The organism is Achromobacter spanius (assembly GCF_029637605.1).
In the GTDB taxonomy this organism is placed as follows: Bacteria; Pseudomonadota; Gammaproteobacteria; order Burkholderiales; family Burkholderiaceae_B; genus Achromobacter; species Achromobacter spanius_E.
On record NZ_CP121261.1, the window covers coordinates 2,354,516 to 2,371,081 of the forward strand.

A 16,566-nucleotide genomic window follows, 5' to 3' on the forward strand; every position below is an offset into this window, starting at 1 on the left:
ATGACGAATCCCCCTCCCGCCTACCGGGCAGTCATCCTTTGCGGCGGTTCCGGCTCGCGCCTGTGGCCGCTGTCGCGCGAACTGCTGCCGAAGCAGTTCATCCGTTTGACCGATTCGCGCAGCCTGTTGCAAAACACGCTGCTGCGCCTTTCGTCGGCGGGCGCGCAAGCCAAGCCGATGCTGGTCTGCAACGACGCCCACCAGTACATTGCCGCCGAGCAGGCGCAGGAGCTGGGCATCAATGACGCGGAAGTGATTCTGGAGCCGTTTGCGCGCAACACCGCGCCGGCCATTGCCGCCGCCACGCTGCTCGCCATGCGCGACGGCGAAGACCCCATCATGCTGATCATGCCGTCCGACCATGTGCTGGAAGACGGCGAGGTGCTTCGGGCCGCCTTCGCTCAAGCCTATGAGGCGGCGCGCCAGGGCGCGCTGGTCACCTTCGGCATTACGCCCACCGCGCCGCTCAGCGGCTATGGCTATATCCAGTCGGACGAACCCGGCGTGATGGCCCCGGCGCGCCGGGTGCTGCGCTTCGTGGAAAAGCCCTCGCCCGAGGTGGCGCAACGCCTGATTGAAGACGGCGGCTATTACTGGAACAGCGGCATGTTCGCCTTCCAGGCGTCGGTGTTCCTGGCCGAGATGGGCCGGCTGGCGCCGAAGATGCTGGCGCAGGTGGAAGCGGCGGTGGCCAACGGCCTGGGGGAAGACGCGCTGTTCCATCTGGACGGCCCGGCGTTCGAGGCCTGCCCCAGCGACTCGATGGACTACGCCATCATGGAACGCACCGACAGCGCTGTGGTGATTCCGCTGGCGGCGTCGTGGAGCGACGTGGGGGCCTGGGACGCGGTCTGGGGCATCGCCCAGAAGACCGAGGAAGGCAATTCCACCACGGGCGACGTGATGGTGGAGGACTCGCGCAACTGCCTGATCCATTCCACCAGCCGGCTGGTCGCCTCGGTGGGCCTGGACGACATTGTGGTGATCGAAACGGCGGACGCCGTGCTGGTGGCGCACAAGTCGCGCTCGCAGGACGTCAAGCGGCTGGTGGAGACGTTCAAGACCCAGCACCGCTCCGAACTGAACCACCACCGCGAGGTGCAGCGCCCGTGGGGCTCGTATGACTCGGTGGGCCACGGCCCGCGTTACCAGGTCAAGCGGATCACGGTAAAGCCCGGCGCGCGCCTGTCGTCGCAGATGCATCACCACCGCGCGGAGCACTGGATCGTGGTGTCGGGCACGGCGCGCATCTACAACGGCGACAAGCAGTACCTGCTGACGGAGAACCAGTCGACCTACATCCCGTTGGGTGAAACCCACAGCCTGGAAAACCCGGGGAAGATCCCGCTGGAGATCATTGAAGTCCAGTCCGGCGCGTATCTCGGTGAAGACGACATCGTGCGTTTTCAGGACATGTATGGCCGAGTCTGAAGGGGTGTCTTCCGTCCCTTTCTGGCGACCGGGCGTCGCCAGGCTCTGCCTGCCGGCGGCCGGCCTGTTCTTCCTGGTGCTGGTCACCGTGGGCAACCTGCCCGGCCTGGCCGCCGACATGTCCGACGCCTTTGGCGACAAGCGCCTGCACCTTGTGGCCTACGCCGTCCTGACGGGCTTGATTTACCTGTCGGTCAACCGGCGCCCGGCGCTGGTGGCCCTGCTGGCCGTGACCGCGCTGGGCGTGGTGGACGAAACCATCCAATCCCTTTTTCCCTACCGACAGGCTGAACTCTTAGACCTTTTGGCCGATATCTTGGCGGCGGGTGCAACAGTAATCTCATTGCACATCGGTTCCACAGCCTTCGGCTCCTTTCGTGAAGTCACTAAGTCTTAAGGACACAACCATGCCAAAACGGGCACTGATTACCGGCGTTACCGGCCAAGACGGCGCCTATCTGGCGGAGTTCCTGCTGGCCAAGGGCTATGAGGTCCACGGCATCAAGCGGCGCGCTTCGCTGTTCAACACCGCGCGCATCGACCATCTGTACCAGGACCCCCACGACAAGCCGCGCAACTTCGTGCTGCACCACGGCGACATGACGGACTCTTGCAGCCTGATCCGCATCGTGCAATCGGTGCAACCCGACGAAATCTATAACCTGGCCGCCCAAAGCCATGTGGGAGTTTCGTTTGAAGAGCCGGAGTACACCGCCAACGCCGACGGCCTGGGCACCTTGCGCCTGTTGGAAGCCATCCGCATCCTGAAGCTGGAAAACAAGTCGCGCTTCTATCAGGCGTCGACCTCTGAGCTGTACGGCCTGGTGCAAGAAACGCCGCAGAAGGAAACCACCCCCTTCTACCCGCGCAGCCCCTATGCCGCCGCCAAGCTCTACGCCTATTGGATCAGCGTGAACTACCGCGAAGCGTATGGCATGTACGCCTGCAACGGAATTCTGTTCAACCACGAATCCCCCAAGCGCGGCGAAACCTTCGTCACGCGCAAGATCACGCGCGGGCTGGCGCGCATTGTGCTGGGCCTGCAGGAATGCCTGTACCTGGGCAACCTGTCCGCCTTGCGCGACTGGGGCCATGCGCGCGACTACGTCGAAATGCAGTGGCTGATGCTGCAACAGGACACCCCCGAGGACTACGTCATCGCCACCGGCTTGCAGTACAGCGTGCGCGAATTCATCAATACGGCGGCGCGCGAGCTGGGCATTCTGCTGGCCTGGGAAGGCGAAGGGCTGGAAGAAACGGCCACCGTGCTGTTCTCGCCCGTGCATGACGTAAAGCCCGGCCAGGTGATCGTGCGCGTGGACCCGCGCTACTTCCGCCCGACCGAAGTGGAAACCCTGTTGGGCGACCCCACCAAGGCGCGCGAAAAGCTGGGCTGGTCGCCGCGCACCACGTTCGCGGAATTGGTCAAGGAAATGGTGGAGGCCGACCTGAAGGATGCGCGTCGCGATGCGCTGGTCGAACAGAACGGCTACGAAATCTACGCCTACAAGGAGTAGCCCGCCATGACGAACCTGGACCAACGCGTGTTTGTCGCGGGCCATCGCGGCATGGTCGGCGCCGCGATCACCCGCGAGCTGCACCGCCGTGGCTATCAGCACGTGCTGACCCGCAGCCGGACCGAGCTGGACCTGGAAAACCAGAACCAGGTGCATCGTTTTTTCTCGACCACGCCGGTCGACGTGGTGTACCTGGCGGCCGCCAAGGTGGGCGGCATCCTGGCCAACCAGAACCATCCCGTCGACTTTCTCTACAAGAACCTGATGATCCAGTGCAACGTGATCCGCGCCGCCTATGCGGCCGGGGTACGCAAGCTGCTGTTCCTGGGTTCGTCCTGCATCTACCCGCGCGAAGCCCCGCAGCCCATCCGCGAAGACGCCTTGCTGACCGGCCCGCTGGAAGCCACCAACGAGCCCTACGCCATCGCCAAGATCGCGGGCCTGAAGCTGTGCGAAGCCTACCAGCGGGAGTACGGCGCGCGCTTTATCTGCGCCATGCCCACCAACCTGTACGGCCCGCACGACAACTACGACCTGCACAGCAGCCACGTGCTGCCGGCACTGATCCGCAAATTCCATGAAGGCCGCGAAGCCGGCCAGGAAAGCGTGACGATCTGGGGCACGGGCACGCCGCTGCGGGAATTCCTGTACGTGGACGACCTGGCGAAAGGCTGCGTGATGCTGATGGAACATCCTGACGCCGAGGGCATCTACAACATCGGCGCGGGCAAGGACATCAGCATCGCGGATCTGGCGGCGCTGGTGGCGCGCGTGGTCGGCTACCAAGGCCGCATCGTGTACGACACCGGCAAGCCCGACGGCACGCCGCGCAAGCTGATGGATTCGTCGCGGGTTCAGGCGCTGGGCTGGCAACCCACCGTGTCCTTGAGCGACGGCATCGCGCTGGCCTACCAGCACTTTCTGCGCGAACGTGCCGATCAATCCCAACCGGCGCTGCCCGTGGCCTGAGGGCCGCGCCAGCATCAACCACAGGTTCCCCGATGTTTGGATTCCTCAGGAAACACATCGCCGGCAACGCCTCGTTCTGGGGGCTGGTGGAATACGGCATCGGCCCGGTCGCGGCGCTGATCGCCCTGCCCATCCTGTTCCGCCAGTTGGGCACGGTGGGCTTTGGCCAGTATTCGATGATCATCGCGCTGGCCGGGTTCGGCAACGCCGCCAATCTGGGCGCGGCGGTCACCGGCACCAAGCTGGTGTCCGAACGCCTGCACGAACCGGGCGGCGCCTACCGCGCGGCGGGGGTCAGCATGTCGCTGATCGGCTGCGCGCTGGGCGTGGTCACGCTGGCGGCCGTGTTGCTGTGGGCGGTGGTGGGCCTGGCCTGGCCAGCCGCCACGTTCGGCGGCGTGGCCGTGACGCTGTTGGCCATGCCCGCGCTGGCCATCTACCTGACCCAGCAATACGACCAATTATTTTCGGGTTGTCTGAAAGGCCGCGAGGACTTCCGCGCCACCGCGCTGTGCGAAGTGTTCAGCCGCAGCGGCACCATGGCGCTGGCCTGCGCGACGGCCTGGTACACCGCGTCGCCCACCTACACCGGGCTGGCGCAGGCAGCCGGCCTGTTGATCGCGGGCAGCGTGAAGATGCGCGTGTTCTCGCGCGCCTATGGCCGTATCGTGGTGCGGCCGGTGCGCGACCGGAGCGCCATGATGGACGCCTTCAAGTTTTCGCGCTGGTCCTGGCTGAACAGCCTGAGCGCGCTGGCCTTCGGCTCGGTGGACCGGGTGCTGGTGGGCAGCATGATGGGGCCGGCCGCGCTGGCGATCTACACCGTGGGCGTGCAGGTGGGCCAGATCATCCACACCGCCGCCGTCGCGATCTTCCAGAAGGCGATGCCGCGCGTAACGCGTCTGTCGGTGTCGCCCCCTTATGCGGGCGCCGCCGAACGCGAGATCCGCCGCATGATGCTGTGGAACCTGGCGCTGTCGTCGACCGCCACGCTGGCTGTGCTGGCGGTCAGCCGCCCGCTCTTGAATCTGCTGCTGGGTGACAACGTGGCGGCGGGCCACTTGGGCACCTTCCAGTTGCTGATCGTGGCCTCCGGGCTGCTGTCACTGAACGCCGCGGCCCACTTCTCGCTGTTGGGGCTGGGCAATTCCCGCGCCGTCGCCATCCTGAACGGGTTGGGCGGACTGGCGATGTTGTGCGTCATGGCGGGGTTGGTGCACGCCGCGGGCGAACATGCGGCGGCGTGGGGCCGCATGGCTTATGCGGCGATCACGCTGGCCGGCGTGGCACTTGCTATCCGTCAATCGCGCCCCGAGTATCCGGGCGCGTTACCCGCGGCCACCCGATAACACCAACATGCTGAGGTCTTACATGCGCAAGCGTCATAACGAGTATTCACGTCAGCTCATCGACTTCGTCCGCGAGCTGCGTCCGCCCGCGCCGATCGCCGGCGGCCTGTTGCCCAAAGTGACCATCGTGACCCCGTCGTTCAACCAGGCCAAGTTCCTGGAGCGCACCATTCTGTCGGTGCTGAACCAGGGGTATCCGCGTCTGGAATACATCATCATCGACGGCGGCTCGACCGACGGCAGCGTGGACATCATCCGCAAGTACGAGCGCTACCTGAGTTACTGGGAAAGCACGCCGGACCGCGGGCAGTCGCACGCCATCAACAAAGGCTTCGAGCGCGCCACGGGCGACTACGTCGGCTGGCAGAATTCAGACGACCTGTATTTTCCCGGCGCGCTGCGCAAGCTGGGCGCGGCGGCCTCGCGCGGGCGCGCGCCGATCGTCAGCGGCAACCTGTTCGTGGCCGATGCCAACAACCACATCTTCCGCAAGATCCACTACACCCCGGTCAACCGGGGCACGCTGACGGTGGTGAAGGCGTCCATTCCGAACCAGTCGGCCATCTTCCGCCGCGACCTGCTGCGCAAATACGGGCTGCTGCAGGAAAGCATGCGCTACTGCATGGACCTGGAACTCTGGAGCCGCCTGCTGCGCGAAGGCAAGAACCTGATCGTGCCCGACGCGCTGGGCGTCTACACCGCCCACGACGAAACCAAGACGGCGCTGATGCAGGACGTGCTGCTGGAAGAACGCGAGCAGATCGTCACACGTATACGGCGCACGGAGCCCGGGCTGGGCCGCCTGTTCGAGCTGTCGTGCCGCGCGTCCAAGGTGGCCGCTCACGCCCGCCAGGGCGACCTGACCTACCTGTTCGAAAAGCTGACCACGAAGATCTTCGGACGTGACGACTGGGCCGCGCACTAGGACGATGCCGACATGAGCCCGCACCGCCGCTTCTCCACCTTGCATCTGCTGGGGCTGTTCGCCTTCACCGCGCTGGCCCTGAACGATGACCGCTTCATCCTGGGCGTCGGCAGCTTCAAGCTGTCGCCCTTCGATGTGCTGTTCGTGATGATTCTGGCGGTCAAGGCGCTGCGGCTGGCGGAGCCCAGCGCCTATGCACTGCCGCGCGGCGTGCTGGGCGCGCTGCTGGGCTTGCAAACCTTGTCGGTCATCTATCTGCTGCTGGTGTCGATGGACCATCCCGGCATTGAAACGGGCGACGTGGCGCGCGACCTGCGCATCGTGTTCTATTTCCTGTGCACGCCGTTCCTTTGCTACAAGGACATCGACAGCCCCGCCGCCTACGCCGTGCTGCAGAAGTACATCGTGGCGGCCTGCCTGTTCGTGGCCGTGCAGATGTTGCTGGAGCAGGCCATGGGCTTCAGCGTATCGGACCCCTTGCGCAACGTGCGCTTGGGCGTCTGGGCCATTCCCTTCGGCGTGGTGTCGCTATTGACCTTCCGGCGCACCTTGAACGTGTCCGGCCCCAAGGCCTATGCGCTGACGCTGTTCATGTTGCTGGCACTGGTGTTTTCGCTGAACCGCAGCCAGTACCTGCAATTGGCGGTGTCCGTCTTCATCGCGGTGCTGCTGGGCACGGGCCCGGAAATTCGCCGGCGCGCGGTGCTGATCTTCGTGCCGGCGGCCGTGGCGGGCGTGCTGGTGTTTGCCAGCATCGGCTACCTGGACGTGCTGGCCAACCGCATCTTCAGCGTCGAAAAGCTGGATGAGGATTCCAGCTACGGCGCGCGTATCCAGGAAATGGAAGGGCAGATGGACTTCTTCGCCGAAAGCCCGGTGTTTGGCAAAGGCGCGGGCTTTCGCAGTTGGGTCATGGGTGAAAACGGGTTCGAGCTCAGCACCTTCGCGCACAACTCCTGGGCCTTCTACCTGATGAAGTTCGGCGTGGTGGGCACCACCATGATCATGCTGCCGCCCTTGCTGATCCTGCTGCTGACCTTGCTCAGGCGGTACGCGCATCCCGGGCTGGAAATGCACCGGCGCTACCTGCTGGCCACCGCGCCCATCTATATCTTCATTGATTCGTTGTCCGGCGGGCTGGCCTATGCGCCCAAGACCGCCTTCACCGGATTCCTGCTGTGCTACTGCCTGTCGTTGATGCGAAATGCCCAGATCATGCCCGTGCCCAGGGCGGATGCGCCCGTGGCCCGGCGCCCCCCCAGCCACCGTCCGGATGCCGCGCACCGGTCGCCACCTCGAGTGATACCCCATGCCTGATGTCTTGTTTGTCGCGCCAGACTTGCACGGCGGCGTCGGAAGATGCGTTGCCTTCATCGTGGATGCCTTGCCGGAACAGGGCGTTGATTCCGCCCTGTTCCTGCTGCGTTCGCGCAACCGGGAATATCCTGTCTCCAACCCGAAGGTGACGCGCGCCCTGCCCATCATTGAATCGTCCACCAAGCTGCGGCTGATGCTGCCCTTTGCCTTCATGCAGTTGATGGCCCAGATCCGCCGCGACAAGCCGGCCATCGTGTGTTCGCACGGACTGCTGTGCAACATGCTGGTGGTGCTGGCCAGGAAGATGCTGCGCGGCAAGTTCCGCACCGTGGCCTTTGAACACAGCAGCCCCGCCATCCATTACGGGGCGTCGAAAATGCGGCGCCTGAAGTGCTGGCTGGTCAGCCAGACCTATCGCCGGCATGACGCGGTAGTGGGCGTGTCGCGCGGCGTGAAGGAAGACCTGGTCAGCATGTTTCCGCCGCTGCGCGGCAAGGTCCATACGATCTACAACGGCGTGCCCCTGGACAATGTGCGCCGGCAAGGCGCGCAGCGCATCGAAGGCGACGGCGCGGCGCCCTATCAGGTGGTGGCGGTGGGCAGGCTGGAAGCCGTGAAGGACTACGCCACCTTGATCGACGCCGCCGCCTTGCTGGACGACCCCGGCATCGCCTTCACCATCCTGGGCGAAGGCTCCGAGCATGCCGCCCTGCAAAAGCGTATCGAGGAGCGCGCCTCGCGCAGCCCCGTCACGCTGGCCGGGCATATCGACAACCCCTTTCCCGTCATCGCCAGCGCGGGCGCCTTCGCCTTGACCTCCATCCGCGAAAGCTTCGGCAACGTGCTGGTCGAAGCCTTGTGCCTGGGCGTGCCGGTGATCTCCACCGACTGTCCCCACGGCCCCGCCGAAATTCTTGACGCCGGCCGCTATGGCCTGTTGGTGCCGGTGGGCGACGCGGCGGCGCTGGCCGACGCCGTGCGCCGGCTGGCCTACGACGCGAAGATGCGCGAGCAACTGGCCGCGCAAGGCCCCGAGCGCGCCGACGCCTTTTCCCTAGAGCGGCACTGCCGCAACGTCATCGCGCTATTCCAGCCGCTGATGCAACGCGGCACGCCTTGAACAGGAAGGAATCATGCAGAAAATACCGGTTTCCGTGGTGGTCATGACGAAGAACGAAGAGCGCAACATCACCAAGTGCCTGAAGGCGCTGGTGGATTTTGACGAAGTCTTCGTGGTGGATTCCAACAGCACCGACGCCACCTGCGCGATGGCGACAGCGCTGGGCGCCCGCGTCTCCAACTTCCAATGGAACGGCAAGTACCCGAAGAAAAAGCAATGGTGCCTGGAGCAATTGCCCTTCTCGCATCCCGTCGTGCTGTACGTGGACGCCGACGAGGAAATGACCCCGGCCCTGGCCGAGGAAATCCGCGAGGTGCTGCCTCGCTTTGCGGCGGGCGCGGGCGGCGCCTTCGTGCCGTTCGACTACGTGTTCTGCGGCAAGAAGCTGGAACACGGCCACCGTGTCTACAAGCTGGCGCTGCTGGCGCGCAATCAATCGCGCTTCCTGGATTACGACGACCTGGACGTGGCGCATATGTGGGAAGTGGAAGGCCATTACCAGCCGCAGGTCAAGGGCGAGACCTTTGCCTTGCGACAGCGCATGGTGCACAACGACCACGATTCGCTCTTCCATTATTTCGACAAGCACAACCGCTATTCGGATTGGGAAGCCAACCTGCGCACCAAGGGCCTGATGAACGATCCGCGCGAAGCCAACGTGGGTGCCCGGGCCCTGCTCAAGCGCATATTTCAGGCCATGCCCTTCAAGGCGCCGATCTCGTTCCTGCATTCCTACGTGTTCCGGCTGGGCTTCCTGGACGGTAAGGCGGGCTATGACTACGCGGTGGCGCGCGCCATGTATTACTGGCAGATCCGCATCAAGACCGAAGAACTGCAAAAGACGCGGCTGGCGCGCGCCGGCGAGGCCGAGGCCGACGCCGACGCCGTGACCGGAGCCGCCAAATGAGCACATTGCAGCAACTGGATCGTTTTGCGCTGGCGCCAGGCCAACGTGGCCGCTCCGCGTTGACCGTGCAACTGTGGTGGACGGTGCAGAGCACCTTGTTTCGGTGGTCGCCCCAAGTGGCGTATGGCTTTCGGCGCTGGCTGCTGCGCTGCTTTGGCGCGCAAGTGGGCAAGAAGGTGCTGATCCGGCCGAGCGCCACGGTGACCTATCCGTGGAAGGTGCAGATTGGGGACTATGCCTGGATCGGCGACGACGCCGTCCTTTACAGCCTGGGCCCCATCCAGATCGGCGCGCATGCCGTCGTGTCGCAGCGCAGTTATTTGTGCGCGGCGGATCACGACGCCGGCCAGCCGGACTTTCCCCTGCGCGAACGCGCGGTCCGCGTGGAGGATGGCGCCTGGGTGGCGACCGATGTCTTCGTCGGCCCCGGCGTCACCATTGGTCGCGAAGCCGTGGTGGGCGCGCGCAGTTCGGTCTTTCGCAACATGCCGCCCGCGATGGTCTGCCACGGCAACCCCTGCCGCCCGGTGCGCCCGCGCATGGCGACGGCACCATGAAGATCCTGATCTACGGGATCAACTACGCGCCCGAACTGACCGGCATCGGCAAGTACAGCGCGGAGCTGGCCGAATGGCTGGCCGCGCACGGCCACGAGGTCAGCGTGGTGACCGCCCCGCCCTATTACCCGCAGTGGCGGGTACACGACGGCTACCGTGCGGGACGCTACCAGAAGGAAGTGCGGCGCGGTGTTACCGTGCGCCGCGCACCGCTGTGGGTGCCCGCGCGTCCCGGGGGGCTGAAGCGCCTGATCCACCTGGCCAGCTTCGCGCTGTGCAGCCTGCCCTCGCTGCTGCGCGCGGCGGCGGGGCGGCCGGACTTGATCCTGGTGGTGGAGCCCGCGTTGTTCTGTGCGCCGGCCGCCTGGATCACGGCGCGCCTGTGCGGCGCGCGCGCGTGGCTGCATATACAGGACTACGAAGTGGATGCCGCGTTTGAACTGGGCCTGCTCAAGGGCGCCGGCCTGCGCGCGGTGGTGAAGCGGGCCGAGCGCTGGTTGATGCGCCGCTTTGATCGGGTGTCGACCATATCCCAGCGCATGCTGGACCTGGCGCTGGCCAAGGGCGTGGAGCCCGACCGCGCGGTGCTGCTGCCCAACTGGATCGACGTCAACGCCATCACGCCGCGCGCGGAGGGTGGTGACTATCGCGCCGAGCTGGGCATTCCCGATAACGCCATCGTGGCGCTTTATTCCGGAAACATGGGTGGCAAGCAAGGCTTGCAGACGCTGGCGGACGTGGCGCACCGATTGAGCCGCGAGAGCCGGCTGTGGTTCGTGTTTTGCGGGCAAGGCCCGGAACGCGCACCATTGGAAGCGGCGTGCGAGGGATTGGCGCGCGTGGTGTTTCTGGATTTGCAGCCGGCCGATCGGCTGGGCGCGTTGTTGAACACCGCGGATATTCATTTGCTGCCGCAACGCGCCGGCGCGGCCGACCTGGTGATGCCGTCGAAGCTGACGGGAATGCTGGCCAGCGGAAGGCCCGTGGTGTGCGGCGCGGCGCGGGGGACCGAGCTGGCGAGCGTGGTGGCGCGCTGCGGGCTGGTGACGCCGCCCGAGGATGCCGAGGCGATGGCCGAAGCGGTACGCAAGCTGAGCTACAACGCAGCGATCCGCGAGACGCTGGGCGCGGCGGCAAGGTTGTATGCGCTGAATAATCTGGATGTGGACGCGGTACTGGCGGCGGCGGAACGGGAGTTTGGGAAGGTGGTGGGGGGGAAGGAGGCGGCGGCGGTGGGGAGGTAGATTCTGGCGTGCGATGTATCTGGATGGAGAAAGGGACGGGCGTTTTTCTGCCGTCCTTTTTTTGTTTCGGCGCTGCATGATGGGTTCCGCGCGATTGGCGTCGGCGTTCTTGGGACGGCGGGTGCGCGCTACACCCATCCTACGGGCGCTGCGCCGTGGCGTCGTAGGATGGGTGAAGCGCGGCATGACCTCGGCAAGAACACAACACCGATCGCGCGCAACCCATCTTGCAACGGTTGCTATGTGGCAAGGCCGCGGATGAATTGGGGCGCTGCTTGATGGGTTCCGCGCGATTGGCGTCGGCGTTCTTGGGACGGCGGGTGCGCGCTACACCCATCCTACGGGCGCTGCGCCGTGGCGTCGTAGGATGGGTGAAGCGCGGCATGACCTCGGCAAGAACACAACACCGATCGCGCGCAACCCATCTTGCAACGGTTGCTATGTGGCAAAGCCGCGGAAGAATTGGGGCGCTGCTTGATGGGTTCCGCGCGATTGGCGTCGGCGTTCTTGGGACGGCGGGTGCGCGCTGCACCCATCCTACGGGCGCTGCGCCGTGGCGTCGTAGGATGGGTGAAGCGCGGCATGATCTCGGCAAGAACACAACACCGATCGCGCGCAACCCATCTTGCAACGGTTGCTATGTGGCAAAGCCGCGGAAGAATTGGGGCGTTGCTTGATGGGTTTCGCGCGATTGGCGGCGGCGTTTTTGGGACGGCGGGTGCGCGCTACACCCATCCTACGGGCGCTGCGCCGTGGCGTCGTAGGATGGGTGAAGCGCGGCATGATCTCGGCAAGAACACAACACCGATCGCGCGCAACCCATCTTGCAACGGTTGCTATGTGGCAAGGCCGCGGATGAATTGGGGCGCTGCTTGATGGGTTCCGCGCGATTGGCGTCGGCGTTCTTGGGACGGCGGGTGCGCGCTACACCCATCCTACGGGCGCTGCGCCGTGGCATCGTAGGATGGGTGAAGCGCGGCATGATCTCGGCAAGAACACAACACCGATCGCGCGCAACCCATCTTGCAACGGTTGCTATGTGGCAAGGCCGCGGATGAATTGGGGCGCTGCTTGATGGGTTCCGCGCGATTGGCGTCGGCGTTCTTGGGACGGCGGGTGCGCGCTACACCCATCCTACGGGCGCTGCGCCGTGGCGTCGTAGGATGGGTGTAGCGCGGCATGACCTCGGCAAGAACACAACACCGATCGCGCGCAACCCATCTTGCAACGGTTGCTATGTGGCAAGACCGCGGAAGAATTGGGGCCGTTCGTGTGCGTGTTAGCTGGGCTGCTCTTTCTTGGCGGGGGGGAGGACGGCGCCGCTTCTTACCAGGCCCATTTGTACGGCGATGTAGGCGGCTTCAGCTTGGTTGCGGGCGTTGAGTTTCCAGTAGAGCGTGCGCGCGTGGCTCTTTACCGTGGCAACCGATATGCCGACGTGTTGGCCGATTTCGCGCATGGTTTTGCCTTGCACCAACAGTTGCAGGATTTCCTCTTGCCGTTGCGTCAATTCGCGCAGTTCATGCAGGGGCGCTTGCGACAGGCCTTGCTGGCGGCCCGCGGGCTGCGGATAGCATTCGCCACCCGCCACCACCAGGCTGACGGCCGCGGCCAGCGCGTCGGGGCTGGAGGCCTTGGGCAGATAGCCCGCCACGCCTGCGCGCGCGCAGGTGCCCATCACCGCCGGATCCAGCGCTGAATACAGCACCAACACCAGCCGCGGCATGAAGAACGCCATGGACTGCGAGATAAGCCCGATGTCCTGATCGGCAACGCCGCTGCAACCAATCACCAGTAGTTCCACTGGACGGTTGATTGAACTGGACATATTGAGCAGATGCGCTGGCGAAATGGCCAGGATGTCGTCGGCGTTGCGCACGCGTTCCAGGACATGCTGGATGGCGACGCGGAGCAGCGCGTAGTCTTCTATTAGTACGGTTGTCATCCCGGAGAGAACCTTGTGACACAGGGCCCATGCACGGTTCCCATGACGTCGGCGCATCACGCTGCGAACAGCAGGTTATGTGCGGCGCCAGCCCCAAGGGAATCTTGCCCGCGCTATTGGATCGGCGTCGCGAGGCGTTGTGATTCGCGCTCTCGATCCATGCTTGCGGACACAACCCATGCTATCAGCGGCACCGTTCGCTGAATCTCGTTCAGGAGGATGATTGGAGGAGGAAAACCGCACCCGGGCGGGCGCGGATACTGCGGTGTATGACTTAGGCGGGATGGTGGGGCGCACCCGGCAGCAACGGAACAGACTCGTTCCTGGCCGCCGGGCAGGCGGCGCGCCTGTCATTACCCAAGCTTGCGCCCATAGATCTGCCCGGTGTCCGACTCCCTGCCATTGTTCGGTTCATGCCATTCCAAGGTCGCACCGCGTTGCAACGCCGCGTACACGGCTTCGCCCTTGTTCTTGACATGCAAACGCTGGTAGAGCGTGCAAGCGTGCGTCTTTGCCGTGGCGACCGAGATGTTGAGCATCCGGCTGACGGTCTTGATCGGATAGCCCCTGGCCAACAGCACCAGCACCTCATATTGACGCGGCGTGATCTGAAGCAGTTGCGCCCCGGCGCTGACCGGCATCGTGGCCTTGGCGGATGCATCGTCGCCATCCCGGGTCGGTAGCGCGCAAACACTGGAGGCCGGGGCCTGCAACGCCTGCTCGCTGGGAAAGCACTGCCCGCCCGCCATGACCAGGCGAATCGCGGCCTCAAGGATTTCGACCGAAGCCGTCTTCATCAAGCAGCCGTACACGCTGGCCCCGGGCAAGCCCTGCACCGGCATGGGCAAGGGCATCACATCCGTCAACAGCAGAATCCGCTTGGGCGTGAGGACGCGCTGAATTTCGTGCAGCGCACTCCATGCTTCATCGGTTTCCACCGGCAACCCGTAGATCAAGAGATCGGCGCCCGCGTGCGCACCGTCGGCCTTGGACAAATCCGCCAAGCCCATACCCTCGATTTCCCAAACATCATCCAACTTGCTAAGTATCTGCCACAACCCCAACCGCAGTAGCGGATGGGCTTCAATCAGGACCATCTTGGCCATGGTGTCCTCCCGGTTTTTCGACGGGCCTAGAAGGGATCTTCGCTGTGCTGAAGACTATTTTTTTTCCAACCCTACGGGGGTGGTCCGCAATATCCCGGAATATCTAATGAAGCTGGACCGAGACACTTGGGCTGGGCAACTTTGGTAGCCAACATAACGGATGGCATGAACCCATCTTATGGTTCGAAACCTTCAAAATCAAGACGTTTCAGGGCGATATAATCCGATAAAAACAGAAATCATTCGTTAGCCTTAATCACCCTCGTAAATACGGATGAGGCAGCTCCCTCCGCCTTTTTACCGCTAGGGTTTTCACCCACTTCCCTATGCAAGCTACGCCTTCCCCCCTGGGAAACACCCGTCTACGAGGCTTGTTTTGTCACGATGCAGCCCTGCGGGCAGGCGAAAAAAAGCCGCGGCGAGGCAAAGGCCTCCCACGGCAAGAAACGCCAATTCTGAGGGAAAAAGCTCTCAATATGTTTCCGCGGACACATCGCGCCTCGGCGCGGATCGATCACACGCAATATAGGTAACATTTTTATTTTAGTGCCGGAAACATCATTTACTCCATATAGGCGAAGTCAAATACGGTATGACCGCCCTGATGGTGCCAATGGTGCATTGAAGCATGACGCTTGCTTAAAAAGTTGGCGTAGTGGATTTCGCCGTCGGTTTCGACGTAGGTTGACGGCGTCAGCTCTTCGATGCGGTTCAGCGACACCCCCTTGCCGTAGTGGCAGAAGCCTTGGTACTGGGCGCAGCGGATCACCTCTCCGCTAGGCGAGACAACGATTCCGGCGTTTCTGGCCCGCATGGGGTTGCGCACGATGGGGTTGCAGGCATGGGGCGTCCACTCGGTCGAGCGCGGCGAATCCGAGAAAAACGCGAAAAGCTCGTCACAGTGGCTTTGGCCGTCGGTACGATCAATATTGGTTAATAACCACCAATATTCTCCGTGCTTGAAAATAATGGTATCGACGGCCGATATATTGGTCATTAACGTGACATCAAGCTCCCATTTCAGCGGGAATTCAGTGCATTTCCACAATTCAATACTGCGATTTCCGCACGTCTCCGGCACCATGTACGTGACGCCATCGTGTTCAAAAATGTACGGAAAAGATAAATGATACGGCAGGTTCAAGGCGGTGCCCAACAGCCGGAAAGCCCCGTCCGAGTAGGTTGCGACCGAAATCGTACCCTTGCGGGAAGTAAAATCGTAATCTTCAAAAAATATATACGGTTTTTTATCGTGGGTATATACAAACGGATCTGCGAAGAACCTACCTTTGGGAGGTTGCAGCACCATGGCTTCCGATACTACCGCCTGCTGCCTTGACGACGGAAACATACCGATCCGCCATCGAATATTGCGCTTCATGATGCGCCGCACAATCAAATCACTGATTAACCAGGCCTGACGCGCGATATAGGCAGCGCTGTCCCACTCGACCGGATCCGCGCGTCGCGGGCCGCTCATGATCTGCATGTCGGGCGCCGGCTCGCTTTGCCTGGCCCGGGCCAGCGCCTGCAGGGCGTCGTAGACCATGAAGTTGCCAAGGCTGAAGGCGCGCGCCTGGTTTTTCAACCAGAACACTTCGGTATTGAAACTGCGCTGGTCCAGCAGTTCGTCCTGCTCGGGCTCGGGCCCCACCCGCCAGAGTTTCACGGTGGTGTGGTCCTGGCGCTGGAACACTTCCCAAAAACCCGCGTACCGGCTGGTCGACACGGCAATGTCGGAATAGCTCAACTGCCACACGCCCAGCCGCGCCCACCCCATCATCTGCTTGCGCGTGGCGCGCGAAGCACCCAGGGTGATGACCAGATCCAAGCCCAGCGCCGCCACCGCGTCCTGCGCCCCCTCTCCACCATCACCGACTTCAAGCGGCAGCACCGGCACCGAGGCAGACGGCATGCGCTGACGCATGTCGCCGCAAGACAGCATCTGACGCTGCTTGGCGGGCAGCATGCGGGCCTCGAAGCGCGACAGCGTGCCGAACAAAGCCTTGACGCCCAGACGCGGCGCTTTCTCGGCACCCGGGCCGTCCATCACCAACAAGGCGGAGATATCGAAATCCTGGCTATGGATGAGCCAGTCCACCATCTCATGCATCCAGCCGGGCTGCTCATACCCGTCAACCAACAGTCCCACTCGGTAGGTTTTCATTTGTCCCGCTCC

14 protein-coding genes are annotated in these 16,566 nt (G+C 63.6%); 11 read left to right on the top strand and 3 right to left on the bottom strand.

Annotation, left to right across the window (positions count from 1 at the left end):
- The 11 genes from P8T11_RS10315 to P8T11_RS10365 are packed head-to-tail and all read left to right on the top strand — an operon-like array spanning position 1 to position 11,336.
- Positions 1 to 1,431, top strand: a complete 1,431-nt coding sequence (locus P8T11_RS10315) for a mannose-1-phosphate guanylyltransferase/mannose-6-phosphate isomerase (protein ID WP_268082027.1) — start codon at positions 1 to 3, stop codon at positions 1,429 to 1,431.
- Positions 1,418 to 1,828 (top strand): VanZ family protein, encoded by a 411-nt coding sequence (locus P8T11_RS10320; RefSeq protein WP_268082026.1) that lies wholly within the window; start codon positions 1,418 to 1,420, stop codon positions 1,826 to 1,828. The genes P8T11_RS10315 and P8T11_RS10320 overlap by 14 nt, the downstream gene beginning before the upstream one ends.
- 10 nt (positions 1,829 to 1,838) lie before the next feature.
- A complete protein-coding gene (gene gmd / locus P8T11_RS10325; RefSeq protein WP_100856592.1) occupies positions 1,839 to 2,948 on the top strand; it encodes a GDP-mannose 4,6-dehydratase in 1,110 nt (369 codons plus the stop codon).
- A 6-nt stretch (positions 2,949 to 2,954) separates the two neighbouring features.
- The gene (locus P8T11_RS10330; protein ID WP_268082025.1) at positions 2,955 to 3,917 is read left to right on the top strand and encodes a GDP-L-fucose synthase family protein; all 963 of its coding nucleotides are present in this window, start codon (positions 2,955 to 2,957) and stop codon (positions 3,915 to 3,917) included.
- Positions 3,918 to 3,949: 32 nt separating this feature from the next.
- Positions 3,950 to 5,266, top strand: coding sequence for an oligosaccharide flippase family protein (locus P8T11_RS10335; protein ID WP_268082024.1), 1,317 nt, complete (start codon positions 3,950 to 3,952; stop codon positions 5,264 to 5,266).
- A 22-nt stretch (positions 5,267 to 5,288) separates the two neighbouring features.
- Entirely contained in the window at positions 5,289 to 6,191 is a 903-nt protein-coding gene (locus P8T11_RS10340) for a glycosyltransferase family 2 protein (protein ID WP_100856595.1), read from the top strand.
- Between the two features lie 12 nt (positions 6,192 to 6,203).
- Positions 6,204 to 7,508: an O-antigen ligase family protein gene (locus P8T11_RS10345; RefSeq protein ID WP_268082023.1), complete on the top strand. Its 1,305-nt coding sequence runs from the start codon at positions 6,204 to 6,206 to the stop codon at positions 7,506 to 7,508.
- A complete protein-coding gene (locus P8T11_RS10350) occupies positions 7,501 to 8,628 on the top strand; it encodes a glycosyltransferase (protein WP_268082022.1) in 1,128 nt (375 codons plus the stop codon). Before P8T11_RS10345 ends, P8T11_RS10350 begins: the two co-directional genes overlap by 8 nt.
- A 13-nt stretch (positions 8,629 to 8,641) precedes the next feature.
- The gene (locus P8T11_RS10355) at positions 8,642 to 9,535 is read left to right on the top strand and encodes a glycosyltransferase family 2 protein (RefSeq protein ID WP_268082021.1); all 894 of its coding nucleotides are present in this window, start codon (positions 8,642 to 8,644) and stop codon (positions 9,533 to 9,535) included.
- The gene (locus tag P8T11_RS10360) at positions 9,532 to 10,092 is read left to right on the top strand and encodes a putative colanic acid biosynthesis acetyltransferase (RefSeq protein ID WP_268082020.1); all 561 of its coding nucleotides are present in this window, start codon (positions 9,532 to 9,534) and stop codon (positions 10,090 to 10,092) included. The genes P8T11_RS10355 and P8T11_RS10360 overlap by 4 nt, the downstream gene beginning before the upstream one ends.
- Positions 10,089 to 11,336, top strand: coding sequence for a glycosyltransferase WbuB (locus P8T11_RS10365; protein ID WP_268082019.1), 1,248 nt, complete (start codon positions 10,089 to 10,091; stop codon positions 11,334 to 11,336). Before P8T11_RS10360 ends, P8T11_RS10365 begins: the two co-directional genes overlap by 4 nt.
- 1,279 nt (positions 11,337 to 12,615) lie before the next feature.
- Here the strand turns inward: P8T11_RS10365 and P8T11_RS10370 are convergent.
- The 3 genes from P8T11_RS10370 to P8T11_RS10380 form a co-directional block, all read right to left on the bottom strand.
- Complete coding sequence (locus P8T11_RS10370) at positions 12,616 to 13,281, bottom strand: response regulator transcription factor (RefSeq protein ID WP_268082018.1); 666 nt, start codon at positions 13,279 to 13,281, stop codon at positions 12,616 to 12,618.
- Positions 13,282 to 13,634: 353 nt separating this feature from the next.
- Positions 13,635 to 14,387, bottom strand: a complete 753-nt coding sequence (locus tag P8T11_RS10375; protein ID WP_268082017.1) for a response regulator transcription factor — start codon at positions 14,385 to 14,387, stop codon at positions 13,635 to 13,637.
- A gap of 562 nt (positions 14,388 to 14,949) precedes the next feature.
- The gene (locus P8T11_RS10380; RefSeq protein WP_268082016.1) at positions 14,950 to 16,554 is read right to left on the bottom strand and encodes a glucosamine inositolphosphorylceramide transferase family protein; all 1,605 of its coding nucleotides are present in this window, start codon (positions 16,552 to 16,554) and stop codon (positions 14,950 to 14,952) included.
- Positions 16,555 to 16,566 lie beyond the last annotated feature (12 nt).